Source organism: Kitasatospora sp. NPDC040550 (genome assembly GCF_055594965.1).
Genome location: NZ_JBVIWC010000018.1, coordinates 125,179 through 139,840, shown reverse-complemented (window position 1 = coordinate 139,840; position 14,662 = coordinate 125,179). Strand labels below are relative to the sequence as shown.

Sequence of the window (14,662 nt, the reverse complement as noted above, 5' to 3'; positions counted from 1 at the left end):
CGCAGGTTGGGACCGGCTTCGCCCCGGGTTCACCCGCGCCCCCTATCGTTGGGGCCGTGACCAGCCCAGAACTGCCCTCGGCGGCGGCGCGCACCACGCCCGCCGTCCAGGTGATCGCCCACCGCGGCTCCTCCCACGCCCTGCCCGAGCACACCCTCGCGGCGTACCGGCGCGCGCTCGACGAGGGCGCGGACGCCGTCGAGTGCGACGTGCGGGTGACGGCCGACGGCCACCTGGTCTGCGTGCACGACCGCCGGATCGGCCGGGTCTCGAACGGCCGCGGCACCGTCTCCGCGATGACGCTGGCCGAGCTGGAGGCGTACGACTTCGGCGCCTGGAAGACCGGACGGCCCAGCACCGACCCCGAGCTGCGCGGCGTGCTGCGGCTGGAGCGGCTGCTCGAACTGGTGGTGGACTGCGGCCGCCCGGTGGACCTGGCGATCGAGACCAAGCACCCGGTGCGCTTCCGCGGCCGGGTCGAGGCCGAGCTGCTGCGCGCCCTGGAGCGGTACAAGATCGGCACCGCGCCGGACGGCGAGCGCCCGTCCGCCCGGATCATGAGTTTCTCCTCGATCGCGCTGAACCGGGTGGCCGCCGCCGCGCCCGACTACCGGCGGGTCTTCCTGATCGAACGGATGCTGCCGCTGCTGGGCCGCTTGCGCCCCGGGCAGCCGCTGCCGGGCGGGGCCCGGATCGCCGGCCCCGGCATCGAGCTGATCAAGGCCAAGCCGCAGCTGGTGCCCCGGCTGCGCGAGCTGGGCCACGAGGTGCACGTGTGGACGGTGGACGAGCCGGCCGACGTCGAGCTCTGCCTGGAGCTCGGGGTCTCCGCGATCATCACCAACAAGCCCGCCGAGGTGCTGGCCCGACTCGGCCGCTGAGCCGGGGCCGGGCGCCCGGCCGTCCCGGGGGTACCTGATCAGCCTGGTCGGCAGTCAAACCTTCCGCGCACGGTATTGCCGGAATTCTTGCGTACGGGCGACGGAGGGTGAGCACGGAATGACCTCTTGTCGACCCTGAGTCGCGCCGCCGGAAATGGGCCCGCAGGATCCTCCGCCGGTCGTTTCCGACGCATTACCAAGGGGCATCCATCCCTCGGCATACGCTGAAGGAGGTCCGGGGGTGGCGTTGATGGTGGCGCGTGAAGTGCCGACTTCATCGACCATGGCAGTGCCGCACGGCCCAGCGAGTGTCGGGGTCGCACGGCGCCGACTGCGTCGAGATCTGGGTGACCGGCAGATACCGGAACCGGTCATCGAAGATGCTGTTCTGATCCTTTCCGAACTGTTGAGCAACGCCTGTCGATACGCCCGTCCGCTCGGCCCGCTGCCCGCCCTGGGCCGCGGTGCCCGGGCCGAGGTGGTGGACCAGGTGCTGGTCGGCGTCCCCTCGGGGACGCACCCGGCGCCGGGCGGCCGGGAGCCCGAGGACGGCGCGACCGAGCCGGACGGCGGCGTGCTGGTCCGCTGGCAGATGCACGCCGACGGCGTGCTCACCCTGGAGGTCACCGACGGCGGTGCGGCCACCCGGCCGCTGCCCGCCAGCCCCTCGCTGACCTCGCGCGGCGGCCGCGGCCTGGCCATCGTCGACCAGCTGGCCAGCGACTGGGGCGTCCGGGACGCGCCCGGCGAGGTCACGGTCTGGGCGGCGCTGCCCGCCCGCGCCCGGCACGCCCGGCGCACCGGCGGCGGCACCGCCCGCAGCGCGTAGCCGTCCCGACCGGCACCCGGGCCGCCGGCACCCGTCCGACGACCGGGCGTACGGCGCCCGCCCCGGCGCGTTCCCGCGCGCCGGGGGAACCTCAGTAGGCTTCCCGTGAAACAGGACCACCGTCCCCGGGAGAGCCGCAGCATGGGCAAGAAGGCCGCCAAGAAGGCGCCGCAGCGCCAGTCCACCACCGCCGTCACGGGCGAGATCCCCGTGGTCGGGGCCCGCGAGGACTGCCCCTGCGGCTCGGGCCGCCGCTACAAGGCGTGCCACGGCCGGGAGGCCTCACACGCCGTGCAGGAGCTGGTGCACCGCCCGTTCGAGGGCCTGCCGGGCGAGGCCGACTGGGTCGCGCTGCGCGAGCTGGTGCCCGCCGCCACGGTGCCGCTGACGCTGGCCGCCGGGGTGACCGCGACCGCCGGCGGCGACGTCCCGTCGGTGACCCTGGCGACGGTGCTGCCGCTGGCCTGGCCGGCCCTGCGCCGCCCCGACGGCTCGATCCTGCTCGGCCTGCAGACCCAGTCCTCCTCGGGCGACCTCAGCCGCGACCTCGCGGACGCCCTGGAGCTGGCCCTGGCCACCGAGCCGGGCAGCCCCGTCCCGGCCCGCCGGACCGTCCCGGGCGGCCGCCGCCTCCAGGACCTGCTGGACTCCTCCGCCGCGTTCACGCCCGCCGTGCACACCGGCTTCGAGTTCTGGCTGGAGGACGCCGAGACCGCCACCGGCGAGGTCGCCGCCTCGCTGGAGCGCGCCAACGCCTCCGCCATCCCGACCGAGAAGCTCGCGAGCGTCGACGCCGCCTACTGGTGCGGCACCCCGGACAAGAACCACCTGCGCTGGGTGATGACCGTGCCCGAGGAGCAGCTGCTGGACGCGCTGGCCCGGCTGAACGCCGCCGGCGAGGCCTCGCTCGGCGCGGACACCCGCCTGGTGGGCTCGTTCCGCGCGCACGGCCTGACCGTCCCGGTGTGGGACCTCCCGCTCGCCATGACCGCCGCCGACTGCGAGAAGCCGGCCGCCGAGTTCGGCGAGCGGCTCGCCGCCGTCCTCGCCGACCCGGCTCCGCTGACCGCCGAGGAGCGGCGCGCCCGCGCGAACCTGGTGAACCGTCAGGTCACCCTGAACTAAAGCGCACAGGATCCGGGTGATACGCGTCACATTGTCGCCGGGAAGCCGCAATTTCCGGGCCTGGAGGGCGTCTTGGAAATTGGCGCGGGCGCGGATCCTTGTTACTGTCTAAAGAGTCCGGCCGCTGGTGCATCCCCCGTCGCCAGCGGCCGGATCTTTTGTTTTCCGGAACGCCCCGCACCACCGGGCCCGGAGTCCGGCCCGACCCGGCGATCCGTCAGTACGTCGAGCGCCCGCTGTCCAGCCGGACCGTCGCCTCCACCAACTCCCCCAGCAGCGGCCCGACCTGCGGCAACCGGACCCCACCGTCCGCGGCCGGCCGCGGCGCCAGCACCCAGCGCACCCTCCCGGCCCCGCCGCCGGGCGGCAGCGGCAGGAAGCCGCCCGACCCGTGGTAGCGCAACGAGCCCGGCACCAAAGGGAGTTGGGCGAGCATCTCGCCCAGGGCGTCGAGCGAGTACGGGGCCACCAGCAGGGCGTAGCGGCCCGGCATCGCGAGCACCGGGCCGAGCGGCAGCCGCAGCGCGCCCAGGTAGACCAGCGCCCTGGCACCGGCCGCCGCGGGGAGGCTGACCGCCGAGACCGCGGAGCCGGTGGCGGCCAGCACCGGCGCGTCCGGGGTCTGCCGCTCCCACCACCAGCGCACCATCCGGGGATCCGTGGTGGCGGCCAGCAGGGACGGGTCGTGCGGGTGGGCGCCGGGCGCCGGGCAGTCCGGCTCCCCGCAGGAACAGCGGCCGCCGCACAGCACGGTGCCGGGCACCACCGGCCATCGGTGTTCGACGGCCGCCGTGAGGGCCGCGGCCAGCCGGGCGGACGACTCCTGCGACTCCCGGGGCTCCTGCGACCGGCTCCTCGGGCTCTTCGGGTTCTCACGCATGGCGCTCGTTCCTTTCCCTGACCGCTCGGTTCGCTCCGCCCCGCCGGCATCCGTCGGGACCCGCCGCACGGGCCCGCGGCGGCACGGCCCCGGAAAGGCGCGGAGCGGGGCGGGCGGCACGGCGGACGGCGCGGCTACGACGTGGAGCACGGTGTGGAGCACGACATGAGAAGGGCCGCGCACTGGAACAGCCCCTGGAACGAGAATCCCGTATGCGACCGGATGGACGCCGCCCGGGCGCGCTTGGTTCCACCGTACGAGTGAGAGACTTCCGGCCAGCCCGGATCGCGGGCGGCGCGGACATACGATCCGGACGGCCGCCCGGTCCGTCCCCTCCGTTCTGCCCGCTCCCGGCTCGCTCCATGCCTCCGGCTCCGACCGGCGCGCCGCGCCCGGTGCGCGCCCTCCGACCGGGTCGCTCGGACGACGAACCGGCCACCGCGTCGTCCTGGATCTGGACATGCCCCGAATGGCCTGTGTAGAAGTGGTGGCATTGCTGTCGATCAATGACGAGTAGTAGCGAATCGAGGCGAAACGCGTCCTTTGGCCGTGCTCGCTCCACATTGGCCGTACCTGGGGGTTTCGCATGGCACGTAGCACCGCGTCAGGAGTGGCGGCATGACCAAGTCCCACGCGTCGGCCGCCCAGCCGTCGACGCCGCCCGCAGAGCCGGGTGAGACCGGCTGTGCGGGCGGGCTCACCGTCCTCGACCCGCCGCCGGACCTGCCCGGCCCCGCCGACGCGCCGGACGGCGGCGCCGACGGCCCCTCGGCACCGTCCGCGACGATGCAGGACCGTTTGGCCGGACGCCTGTCCGATTTCACCAGCCTGCACGAGCACACCGAGCGGCTCGCCCGCGCCCGCGGCACCACCGCCACCCTGGACGCCGTACTCGCCTCCGGCGCCGCCCTGCTCGGCGCCAGCCGCGGCGTCCTGGTCACCCTGCTGCCCGGCGGCGGCCCCGGCCAGCCCGTCGGCCTCGGCCTGGACCGGGCCAGCCTCGGCGCCCTGGAGACCGTCCCGACCGAACAGAGCCTGCTCGCCCGGCTGCTGAGCGAGGACAACCGGCCCGAACAGCTGCACTCCGCCGACCTCTCCGACGACCCGGCCGTCGGCGCCCGGCTGCGCGAACTCGCCGTCCACCTCGGCCTCGGCGGCGCCTACGGCCTCCCGCTCGCCACCGTCGAGGACGGCCCGCTCGCCGCCGCCGTCTGGTTCTACGACCGGCCCGCCCAGCCCACCGACTGCCAGCGCGAACTCGCCCGCCACTACTGCGAGATCGCCGCCCCGCTGCTCGCCAAGCAGTTGGAGGCGGAACGCACCCTGCGCACCACCGAGGCGCTGCGCCGCGGCCTGCTGCCGGACCACCTCCCGCAGACCCCCGGGCTGCGGCTGGCCGCCCGGCTCGTCCCGGCCGGCCTGGACCGCTCCAGCGGCAGCGACTGGTACGACGCCATCCCGCTGCCGGACGGCACCGTCGGCCTCACCGTCGGCTCGGTCTCCGGCGACGGCCCCGGCGCGGGCCCCGGCTCCGCCCCCGGCGCGGCCGCCGCGATGGGCCGGATCCGGGCCGCGCTGCGGGCGTACGCGGTGCTGGAGGGCGAGGACCCGGTCTCCGTCCTCGGCGACCTGGAGCTGCTGCTCAAGACCACCGAGCCGACCCGCACCGCCACCGCCGTCTACGCCTGGGTCGAACCCGAGGACCGCCGGGTCACCCTGGCCGGGGCCGGGCACTGCCCGCCCGTCCTGGTCGGCCGGCACGGCGCCGAGTTCGTGGAGACCTCGCTCTCCGCCCCGCTCGGCATGCTGGCCTGCTGGGAGGCCCCCGGGGTCGAGTTCACCGCCGGGCGCGGCGACACCCTGCTGCTCTACACCGAGGGCCTGGCCCGCCGCTGCGGCCCGACCCTGCACGCCGGACAGGCCAACCTGCGCCGGGCCGCCGCCGACGCCCCGCGCGACGTGCGGATCGACCCGGACCGGCTCAGCGCCCACCTGCTGGCGGTCTGCCCCGCCCCGGCCACCGCCCCGGCCACCGACGACCTGATGCTGCTGGCCGCGCGCTTCGAGTAGGTGCACGAACCCCGGACCGACGGGCGGCCGGGCGTCCGTACCATGGACGCACGGCCGCCCGCGCGTGTCGCGACCCGACACCTCCCCCGAGGGCGGCGGTACCACCCCAAGGAGGCGTTGCACGTGACCGAGGACCGGACCCCCGCAGTGGCCGAGAACCCCGAGGCCGAGGGCGGCGAGGAGCCGCCGCAGTTCAAGGGCCGCAAGAACGGCCTCTACGGCGAGATCTCGGACGAGCTGTCCGCCTCGATGAGGACCGGCTGGGCCGACACCGAGCTGCACGGCCTCACCCCGGTCGCCCAGGCCCCGTACGCCGCCGCGCGCCGCGCCGCGCTGTCCGCCGCCCACCCGGGCGTCCGCCTGGTCGTCCCGGCCGGCAACCTGCGGGTGCGCTCCAACGACACCGACTACAACTTCCGCGCCGCCAGCGAGTACGTGCACCTCACCGGTGACCGGACCGAGGACGCGGTGCTGGTCGGCGAGCCGACCGGCGACGCCGGCCACGAGTTCACCCTCTACCTGCTGCCCCGCTCCGACCGCGAGAACGGCGAGTTCTGGCTGGACGGCTACGGCGAGCTGTGGGTCGGCCGCCGGCACAGCCTGGCCGAGCAGGAGCAGCTGCTCGGCCTGCCCGCCCGCGACGTCCGCAAGGCCGCCGAGGAGCTGGCCGAGCGCGCCAAGGACGCCACCGTGCCGACCCGGATCGTCCGCGGCTACGACGCCGGCCTGGAGGCCGCGCTCGCCGAGGTGCTGGACGCCGACAAGGACGCCGAGCTCAAGGAGTTCCTGAGCGGCCTGCGCCTGGTCAAGGACGAGTGGGAGATCGGCGAGCTGCGCGCCGCCTGCGACGCCACCGTCAACGGCTTCACCGACGTGGTGCGCGAGCTCGGGCAGGCCGTCGCCACCTCCGAGCGCTGGATCGAGGGCACCTTCTGGCGCCGCGCCCGGGTCGAGGGCAACGACGTCGGCTACGGCACCATCGCCGCGGCCGGCCCGCACGCCACCACCCTGCACTGGGTCCGCAACGACGGCGACGTCCGCCCCGGCGAGCTGCTGCTGCTGGACGCCGGCGTGGAGACCCACACCCTCTACACCGCCGACGTCACCCGCACCCTGCCGATCAACGGCTCCTTCACCGAGCTGCAGCGGAAGATCTACGACGCGGTGTACGACGCCCAGGAGGCCGGCATCGCGGCGGTGCGGCCGGGCGCCCGCTTCCGCGACTTCCACGACGCCTCGCAGCGCGTCCTCGCCGAGCGACTGCTCGCCTGGGGCCTGCTGGACGCCTCGGTGTACGACGTCGAGAAGGTCCTGGAGCTCGGCCTGCAGCGCCGCTGGACCCTGCACGGCACCGGCCACATGCTCGGCCTGGACGTCCACGACTGCGCCCACTCGCGCCGCGAGGAGCACGTCGACGCCCTGCTGGTGCCCGGCATGGTGCTCACCGTCGAGCCCGGCCTGTACTTCCAGCAGGACGACCTGACCGTGCCCGAGGAGTACCGCGGCGTCGGCGTCCGGATCGAGGACGACATCCTGGTCACCGCCGACGGCAACGAGAACCTCTCGGCCGGGCTGCCGCGCCGCGGCGACGAGGTCGAGGCCTGGATGGCCTCGCTCGCCTGAGCCCGATCCTGCGCCCGGGCCCGGGCCCGGCCGCCCCACTGCGGGGAGGCCGGGCCCTTGCGCGCTACTGGACGATCCTGAGCGCGATGTCCTGGTGCCCGAGCACAGTCGGGTCGCCGCTGCCGCGGTACGGCAGCAGGGCCTGCGCCCTCAGCGGCATGTCCCCGGTCCCGTCCTTGGGCCCGATCATCAGCCGGTAGGTCAGCCGCTTGCTCTGCCCCGGGCCCAGCGAGAAGACCTCCTGGTCCCGCGCCACCGCGAAGGACGTGTCGCTCCCCCGGGACATCGCCCGGGCCGACCAGCCGCCGTCCGTCTGCACCTCCAGCTTGCCGTCGTTGGGCAGCTGCTGGCCGGGCGCGGTCGGGGTGCCCCCGTAGCGGTCCGTGAAGACCAGCGGCTGGACCTGGTCGTAGGTGCCCTGCCCGGTGTTCCGGAAGGTCACCGAGAAGGTGGCGACCGCGCTGCCGATCCGCAGCTGCTGGCCGGAGGCGAGGCCGTCGATGCTGACCGCGAGGTCGTTCGGGCCGGGCGCCGCCGCCACCGGGGCCTGGTGGCCGCTCGGGTCCAGGCTGTTGACGATGGCCGCCAGCCCGGGCTGGTAGTCGGACTTGAGCCCCTGCGCCGAGACGAAGACCTGGTCCTTGGGCAGGGCCCACAGCTGGGTGGTGAAGGAGTCGCTGCCGCAGGTGACCTGCCACTGCGACCTGACCGCGGGACTCCCCGCCACGGTGACCGTGCTCTTCGTCGGACCGGCGCTGTTCAGCTCGCCCGCCGCCGGCGGGTGGGGGTTGCCCCAGACCGGGCAACTGCCCTGGTGCGCCCAGCCGGCCGGGGCGTCCAGGTCGGCGGTCGTCGGCCAGGCACCGCCCTCGAGTTCGCCCGCCGAGCTGTACACCGTGACCTGGACGCCGTACGGCGCGCACGCGGCCGACGACCAGTTCCGCTGCGGATCCGTCGGCGCGCCCGGACTCAGCAGGCAGACCGCCTGGTCCGAGAGCGGCACGGCCTTCCAGCCGGCCGGCACCTTCCACTTGACGCCGCGGAAGGTGTACGGCGTGCCCGGCCCGGTCGGCACGCCCGGGCCGGAGGAGGACGGGACGGCGTCGGCGAGCGGCCGGTCCGTGGCCGGACCGCCGGTCGTGGCGGCGGTCCCGTCGGGGGTGGGCGACGCGTCCGGACCGGGGGTCACGTCCGGACCGGGGGTCGGGGACGCGGTGATGGTCGCGGCCGGGGGCGGGGGGACGTCCTGCTTGGCGACCGGGTCGCCGTGGAGGGCGAGCAGGCCGATCCCCACGGAGGCGGCCAGGGCGAGGACCGGCACGGCGGTCAGGTACACCGGGCGGAGCCTGCGGACCCGGCCCTGCGGGGGTGCGGCCGGGCGCAGGTCGTGGACGGTGAGCAGGGAGGCCCGGGCGTTCATCGCCTCGCGGAGCAGCCGTTCGGTAGCGGTCTCGGCCGGCCCACCGCCGTCACCGCCGCCCGAGCGGGGGAAGTTGTCGGTCATCGAACCTTCTCCAGGTGCTTCTCCAGGGCGTCCAGGCCCCGGCTGGCAGTGGACTTCACGGCGCCCCGGGAGAGCCCCAGGGTCTCCGCTATCTGCGCCTCCGACATGTCGGACCAGTAGCGCAGCACCAGCACCTCACGCTGGCGGGGGGTCAGCTCCTGCAAAGCGACCAGCACCCGTCGGTGCTCGTCGTTGAGCACCGCGTGGTCCTCGGCGGAGGGGGCGTCCGCCTCGTGCGGGGGCACGTACTCCCGGGCGGTCCTGCGGCGGCGCAGCATCGAGCGGGCACCGTTGACCACCGAGGTCCGCAGGTATCCGAGCGCGTTGTCGAGGTCGTCCAGGTGCTCGCCGTGCCGCTGGTAGAGCTGGGTGAAGGCCTCCTGCACGACGTCCTCGGCCAGGTCCTGGTGGTCGACCAGCAGGACCGCCATCCGGACCAGGCCCAGCCGGTGGGCGTGGTACAGGTCGGTCAGCGTGGGCCGGTCCGCCGCGGGCCCGCGGCCGCCGCGCACCAGCCGGAAGCCGGAGCGGCGCTGCGCCGGCTGCTGCTCCGCGGTGCGCGTGGAGGCCGGCGCGCCTGCCTCCTGCGCACCGAACAGCGCGACGACCGCTCCGCGGATTTCGCGGACTCCGCGGACTCCGCGGACGGAGAAGCCGCGCCCCCACCGTGGCGCGGCGGACGGGCCGATGGCCATGGACATGTGCGGTTCTGCTTTCCCCCGGGACGGTGTGGCGGCGTGCTCGCCCGACCGTCAGGCACCTGATCAAGATCGTGATCGGGGAGATCCTCGCAGTCGCGTCCGACCCGAAATCCCTCCGCCCCCGTACTGATGGACGTGTGGCGCGGGTGGAGGTTGCAGGGGGGTTCGCGGGAAGTTCCGGGAGGGCCGCGACGACTACACTCACCGGCAGTTCCGCCACCCGTGAGCAGGGGGTTCGCATGGCCGAGCAGATCGCCGGACAGATCACCGAGGATGCCGCCCGCGAGGTCACCGGGGACGTCACCGAGGACGTCGCCGGGGACCGGCCCGCCCGGCCGCGACCGGTGGCCGTCACCATCGGCCGTCGCCCGGAGCCCGTGCACGACCTCGCGGTGTACGCCTTCGAGGGCATGGCACCGTTCGAACTCGGCGTGGTGGTCGAGGTGTTCGGGCTGGCCCGGCCCGAGCTGGGCGGGCTGCTGGCCGCACCCTGGTACGGACTCAAGGTGTGCGCGGACCGGCCCGGCACACCCCTGGACGCGGTGGGCGGCTTCGCGCTGACCGCCCGGCACGGCCTGGACGAACTCGCCGCGGCCGACACCGTCATCGTCCCCGGCGTGCGCAACGCCTTCGGCGGCGAGGTCTCCCCCGGCCTGGTCGAGGCGCTGCGGACGGCGCACGAACGCGGCGCCCGGATCGTCTCGATCTGCTCGGGCGCCTTCGCGCTGGCCGCCGCCGGACTGCTGGACGGCAAGGAGGCGACCACCCACTGGCGGTACGCCGACCTGCTCCAGCAGCGCTACCCGCGGGTCCGGGTCAACCCGGACGTGCTGTACGTCGACCACGGCGACGTGTTGACCAGCGCGGGCAGCGCCGCCGGGATCGACCTGTGCCTGCACCTGGTGCGCCGGGACCACGGCGCCAAGGTGGCCAACAACGTGGCCCGCCGCTTCGTGGTGGCGCCGCACCGGGACGGCGGGCAGGCGCAGTTCATCGAGGCCGCGGTCCGTCCGGTCGAGGAGGACGAGGACGGGATCGCCCGCAGCATGCAGTGGGCGCTGGACCACCTGGCCGAGCCGCTCACCGTCTCGGTGCTGGCCCGGGCCGCCCGGATGTCGGACCGCTCGTACCTGCGGCACTTCACCGCCCGCAACGGCACCAGCCCGATGCGCTGGGTCGTCACCCAGCGCATCGCGGCGAGTCTGACGCTGCTGGAGGCGCCGGAGGGCTCGGTGGAGGAGGTCGCCGCGGCGGTCGGCTTCGAGAGCGCCGCGACCTTCCGGCACCACTTCGGCCGGGTGATGCGCACCTCACCGACCGCCTACCGGCGCTCCTTCGGGCGCGGGGTCGCGTAGCGGGGTCGCGTAGCGGGGCCGCCCGGTGGGGGATCGCGTAGCGGGGCGCGCAGCGAACCCCCGCGCCGCTGCGCGCCCCCCGTACCCCTACGCCTTCTCGTGCCGGTCGGCGTTGGCGACGATGGCGTCGTGCAGCCACCGCGCCAGGCCGGGGGCCAGCTCCTCGTAGGTGGTGGTCCAGCGCTGGTCCTCGACGTACAGGCAGGCCAGGCCGCGGTGGATGGTGAACGTGCAGTCGTAGAAGTTCCGGCAGATGTGCTGCCGGTGCTCCTCGGCGAGGTCCATGGCCGCGGCGCCGTCGGCGGGCTCGCCGGCGGTGACGGCCGCGACCAGGCGGGCGTTGAGCCCGGTCGTCTCCTCCTGGATCCGCTGCCAGTCGGCCTTGCCGTAGCCGCCGGTGCGGCGCTGGGACTCGGCCCAGGCCTCGGTCTTCCCCCAGCGCTGCTCGGCCTCCTGCTCCCACTCCTCGCGGTAGCCCTCGCCGAAGATCTCGAACTTCTCCTCCGGGGTCAGCTGAATGCCCATCCTGCGTGCCTCCATGGCGTGTTCGACGGCTGTGGCGAGTTCCTGGAGGTGGCCGATCCGGTCGGTCAGCAGTCGGTGCTGCCGCCGGAGGTGCTCGGTCGGGCTGACCGATTCGTCGTCCAGGATCGCCGCGATCTCCTCCAGGGCGAATCCGAGCTCGCGGTAGAACAGGATCTGCTGCAGCCGGTCGAGGTCGGCGTCCACGTACCGGCGGTAGCCGGCCCGGGTGCGTCCCGCGGGGGACAGCAGTCCGATCTCGTCGTAGTGGTGCAGGGTGCGGACGGTCACCTTGGCGATCTTCGCCACGGCGCCGACCGCGTAGCCCTCGTCCCCGTTCATCCGGAGCTCCTCCCTGGTGGTGACCACCACCCTCCGCTCTCACGTCGCGTGAGGGTCAAGCCGTGTTCCCGGGAGGCCTCAGGCGTCGACCAGCTCCCGCTCGCGCCGCCGGGCGGTGCGCCGGCGGCCCTCTCCGCCGCCCTGCGCCGGCGGCCGCGGCCGGCGGGACTGCTGGGTGGGCCAGAGCAGTACGTACGCGGCGGAGACCACCACGAAGGCGAGCCGGACGAAGCCGCGGGCCGCGTCGGACGGCAGCAGCAGTGTGCCGCCGTACAGCGCGGCCAGCGCGATCCAGCTCCACCACGGGACCAGCCGCTTCTGCCCGACCGCGTCCCAGAGCAGGGTGCCGAGCAGGATCGAGGCCGTGTAGTACGTGTAGACGCTCGGGTCGAGCAGGATCCGGGCGTCCGCCCCGAGCAGCACCACGGCCGGCCAGCGCCCGCGCCAGACGGCCACGCAGCCGAGGCCGATGCCGAGCGCGAACTGGGTCGGACGGTCCCACCAGGGGGTGGCCGGGTCGGTGACCCCGAACCAGCGCAGCGCGGAAGCGGGCTGGTTCGGGATGGTGAACTTCGCCGCCGCCATGGTGTCCAGGTTGCCCAGGTAGAACGGCAGCCAGGCGATCGCGACCAGCAGGCAGAACCAGAGCGCGGTGCGCAGCCAGGCGGGCCGGGGCAGGGCCAGGATCAGCGGGGCGAAGGCGATCGCCCACGGTTTGGAATCGACCGCCAGGGCCAGGAAGACCGCGACCTGGACGGGCTTGCCGCGGGCCAGGGCGTGCGCGGCGAGGGTGGTGAAGAACAGCGCGAGGACGTCGTCCAGGTGCGCGAAGCGGACCGACACCTCGACCCACATCGGGATGAACGCCAGCCCGGCGATCAGCAGCCGCTGCTGGAGCCGGCGGTGGTTGGTGCCGGTGCCGAGGTAGTACAGGGCGGCGGTGCGGCCGACCAGCACCAGCATCACCAGGCCGAGCCCGGCGCTCGCCGCCTCGGCGATCAGCTGGCCGATGTGCGGCGAGAACGGGGCGGTGAGCCGGGCGGCGGCCAGGCTGACCGGGCCGATCTGCAGCTCGGGGTGGTGGGCGTAGAGCGAGAGGCCGCCGTCGGGCTGGCTGCTGAACAGCAGCTGCTCGCCCTGGCGCAGGTAGTGCCAGGAGAAGCCGCCGCTGGGCTCCACCAGGAAGAACCAGAGCACCGTCCACGCCGTCAGCAGCACGTGGTGCCGGCGGAGCGGTAGACCCGCGATCCGACCGGTCGTGGCTTCGTAGTCGGTGGTGGCCCGTGCCGTGCGATCTCCCCGCACCTGTACCTCTCCCCGCCGTTCCGCCCCCTCCGGCCGGACATCCTATGTGACGGAGGAGAACCGCCCGTGCCGCCCGGTGCCGCCGCCCCCGGGGAGCGGCCGGCGCCGCGCCGTCGGGGACGGAGGTCCGTCCCCGACGGCGGTCGGGCGGCAGTGGGGTCCCTCAGCGGGAGCCCCTCCGGGTCGGGCCCGGGTCGTGCCCGGATCAGCCCTGCTGGCCGGCCTTGCGGCGGCGGAGCACCACGAGGGTGCCGACACCGGCGACCAGGACGGCGCCACCGGCGGCCGCGATCATGGTGGTGTCGTCACCGCCACCGGTGGTGGCGAGGGTCTTGTCCGCGTCGGCGGCGGCCGTCTTGGCCTTGGTGACGACGGCCGGGGTGATCTTCGGCGGGGTGACCTTCGGCACGTCCACCGGGAAGTCGATCGGCTGCTGCACGTCGGTGCTGCTGGCGGTCGGGGCCGGGGTGGTCGGGGCGCCGGAGTCGGACGGCGAGGCCGACGGCGAGGCGGTGCCGGTGGCCGGAGTGGTCGGCGCCGGGGTGGTCGGAGCCGGAGTGGTCGGCGCCGGGGTGGGGGTCCCCGTCGTCGTCGCCGAGGGCGACGCGCTGGTGCTCGGGGTCGGCTTGCCGGTCTTGGTCGGGGTGGGGGTCGGGGTGGGCTTGCCACCGCCACCGGCCTTGATGGTGAAGCCGGCGCCCTTGATCCCGTCGCAGCTGAAATGGCCGTTGTCGGACTCGTCGTCGGCGTTGGCCGAGAAGACCACCGGGACGACACCGGCCTTGCCCAGCGGGGTGTCCTTGGTGAAGGAGACCCGGACGTCGATGTCGATCCGCTTGCCCGGGGCGAGGTAGAGCAGCGCGTCGTCGGCGGGACCGCCGTCGTTCACACCGCCGAGCAGGATCAGCACCGCGCTGTCGTCGCCGTCACCGCCGCCGGGCGCGATCGAACCGGTCCGCCAGGTGCCGCCGCCGGGCAGGCCGCCCGGCAGCTGGTACTCGACCTTGAGGTCCTTGGCCTTGAGCGTGCCGGCCTTGTTCTTGAACTTGAGGAGCGGGAAGGCGACGAAGTCGTTCTTCGTCGAATTCTGGATCCGGTAGGAGAAGACGCGGGCGTCACCGCCGGCGACGAAGGTGTCCGGGACACCCCGCACCGAGAGGTCGAGGTTCTGGTGCTTCGCCTGCGCGGCCTGAGCGGCGGCGGACGGGGTGCCGGTGGAACCGACGGCCATGGCGCCCTGGGCGCCGGTGAGCACCAGCGAGGACGTGAGCGCGGCGACGCCGGCCAGGGCAAGACTGCGACGTATGGACAAGGAGACCTCACGGAAGTGTCCGGGCGAGGCCCGGGCGCGAGGGGGCGGCCGCAGACGCCGCTACTCCCCCGCGAAGCTGAAAGTCCGACGGAGAGTACCGAACGATTCGGCCACTTCGGAAGGCGGGTGCCCGGTTCCGTCACAGGACCGGGCCCGGGGCGTCCGAATCGCCCAACTCCGTCCGGCGGTAGGGCTTTTGCACCCGACAAAGGA

General features: G+C 74.5%; 12 protein-coding genes. 6 read left to right on the top strand and 6 right to left on the bottom strand.

The window, feature by feature from the left end; translation table 11 throughout:
- The first annotated feature begins 56 nt into the window (after positions 1-56).
- The 3 genes from ACZ58X_RS25605 (at position 57) to ACZ58X_RS25595 (ending at position 2,835) form a co-directional block, all read left to right on the top strand.
- Positions 57-881 carry a glycerophosphodiester phosphodiesterase gene (locus tag ACZ58X_RS25605; RefSeq protein ID WP_470335930.1) on the top strand — a complete coding sequence of 275 codons (825 nt, stop codon included), beginning with the start codon at positions 57-59 and terminating at the stop codon, positions 879-881.
- A gap of 241 nt (positions 882-1,122) precedes the next feature.
- Positions 1,123-1,710, top strand: a complete 588-nt coding sequence (locus ACZ58X_RS25600; RefSeq protein ID WP_470335929.1) for an ATP-binding protein — start codon at positions 1,123-1,125, stop codon at positions 1,708-1,710.
- A 141-nt stretch (positions 1,711-1,851) separates the two neighbouring features.
- Complete coding sequence (locus tag ACZ58X_RS25595; protein ID WP_470335928.1) at positions 1,852-2,835, top strand: DUF5926 family protein; 984 nt, start codon at positions 1,852-1,854, stop codon at positions 2,833-2,835.
- Positions 2,836-3,052: 217 nt separating this feature from the next.
- On the opposite strand, the gene ACZ58X_RS25590 is transcribed toward ACZ58X_RS25595, so the two are convergent.
- Complete coding sequence (locus tag ACZ58X_RS25590) at positions 3,053-3,715, bottom strand: bifunctional DNA primase/polymerase (protein WP_470335927.1); 663 nt, start codon at positions 3,713-3,715, stop codon at positions 3,053-3,055.
- 618 nt (positions 3,716-4,333) lie between these two features.
- Between ACZ58X_RS25590 and ACZ58X_RS25585 the strand changes: the two genes are divergently transcribed.
- Both ACZ58X_RS25585 and ACZ58X_RS25580 read left to right on the top strand, forming a co-directional pair.
- Complete coding sequence (locus tag ACZ58X_RS25585; RefSeq protein ID WP_470335926.1) at positions 4,334-5,785, top strand: PP2C family protein-serine/threonine phosphatase; 1,452 nt, start codon at positions 4,334-4,336, stop codon at positions 5,783-5,785.
- 123 nt (positions 5,786-5,908) lie between these two features.
- Positions 5,909-7,408 carry an aminopeptidase P family protein gene (locus tag ACZ58X_RS25580; RefSeq protein ID WP_470335925.1) on the top strand — a complete coding sequence of 500 codons (1,500 nt, stop codon included), beginning with the start codon at positions 5,909-5,911 and terminating at the stop codon, positions 7,406-7,408.
- Between the two features lie 64 nt (positions 7,409-7,472).
- Here the strand turns inward: ACZ58X_RS25580 and ACZ58X_RS25575 are convergent, their stop codons facing one another.
- Both ACZ58X_RS25575 and ACZ58X_RS25570 read right to left on the bottom strand, forming a co-directional pair.
- On the bottom strand, positions 7,473-8,912 hold the full coding sequence (locus ACZ58X_RS25575; protein ID WP_470335924.1) for a hypothetical protein: 1,440 nt from the start codon (positions 8,910-8,912) through the stop codon (positions 7,473-7,475).
- Positions 8,909-9,613 (bottom strand): RNA polymerase sigma factor, encoded by a 705-nt coding sequence (locus tag ACZ58X_RS25570; RefSeq protein ID WP_470335923.1) that lies wholly within the window; start codon positions 9,611-9,613, stop codon positions 8,909-8,911. Before ACZ58X_RS25570 ends, ACZ58X_RS25575 begins: the two co-directional genes overlap by 4 nt.
- Positions 9,614-9,852: 239 nt before the next feature.
- Here ACZ58X_RS25570 and ACZ58X_RS25565 point away from each other — a divergent pair, with 239 nt between their 5' ends.
- On the top strand, positions 9,853-10,968 hold the full coding sequence (locus ACZ58X_RS25565) for a helix-turn-helix domain-containing protein (protein WP_470335922.1): 1,116 nt from the start codon (positions 9,853-9,855) through the stop codon (positions 10,966-10,968).
- 87 nt (positions 10,969-11,055) lie between these two features.
- Here the strand turns inward: ACZ58X_RS25565 and ACZ58X_RS25560 are convergent, their stop codons facing one another.
- The 3 genes from ACZ58X_RS25560 to ACZ58X_RS25550 form a co-directional block, all read right to left on the bottom strand.
- Entirely contained in the window at positions 11,056-11,832 is a 777-nt protein-coding gene (locus ACZ58X_RS25560; RefSeq protein ID WP_470335921.1) for a MerR family transcriptional regulator, read from the bottom strand.
- Positions 11,833-11,910: 78 nt separating this feature from the next.
- On the bottom strand, positions 11,911-13,137 hold the full coding sequence (locus ACZ58X_RS25555; RefSeq protein ID WP_470335920.1) for a hypothetical protein: 1,227 nt from the start codon (positions 13,135-13,137) through the stop codon (positions 11,911-11,913).
- A gap of 205 nt (positions 13,138-13,342) precedes the next feature.
- Positions 13,343-14,449 carry an LPXTG cell wall anchor domain-containing protein gene (locus ACZ58X_RS25550; protein ID WP_470335919.1) on the bottom strand — a complete coding sequence of 369 codons (1,107 nt, stop codon included), beginning with the start codon at positions 14,447-14,449 and terminating at the stop codon, positions 13,343-13,345.
- Positions 14,450-14,662 lie beyond the last annotated feature (213 nt).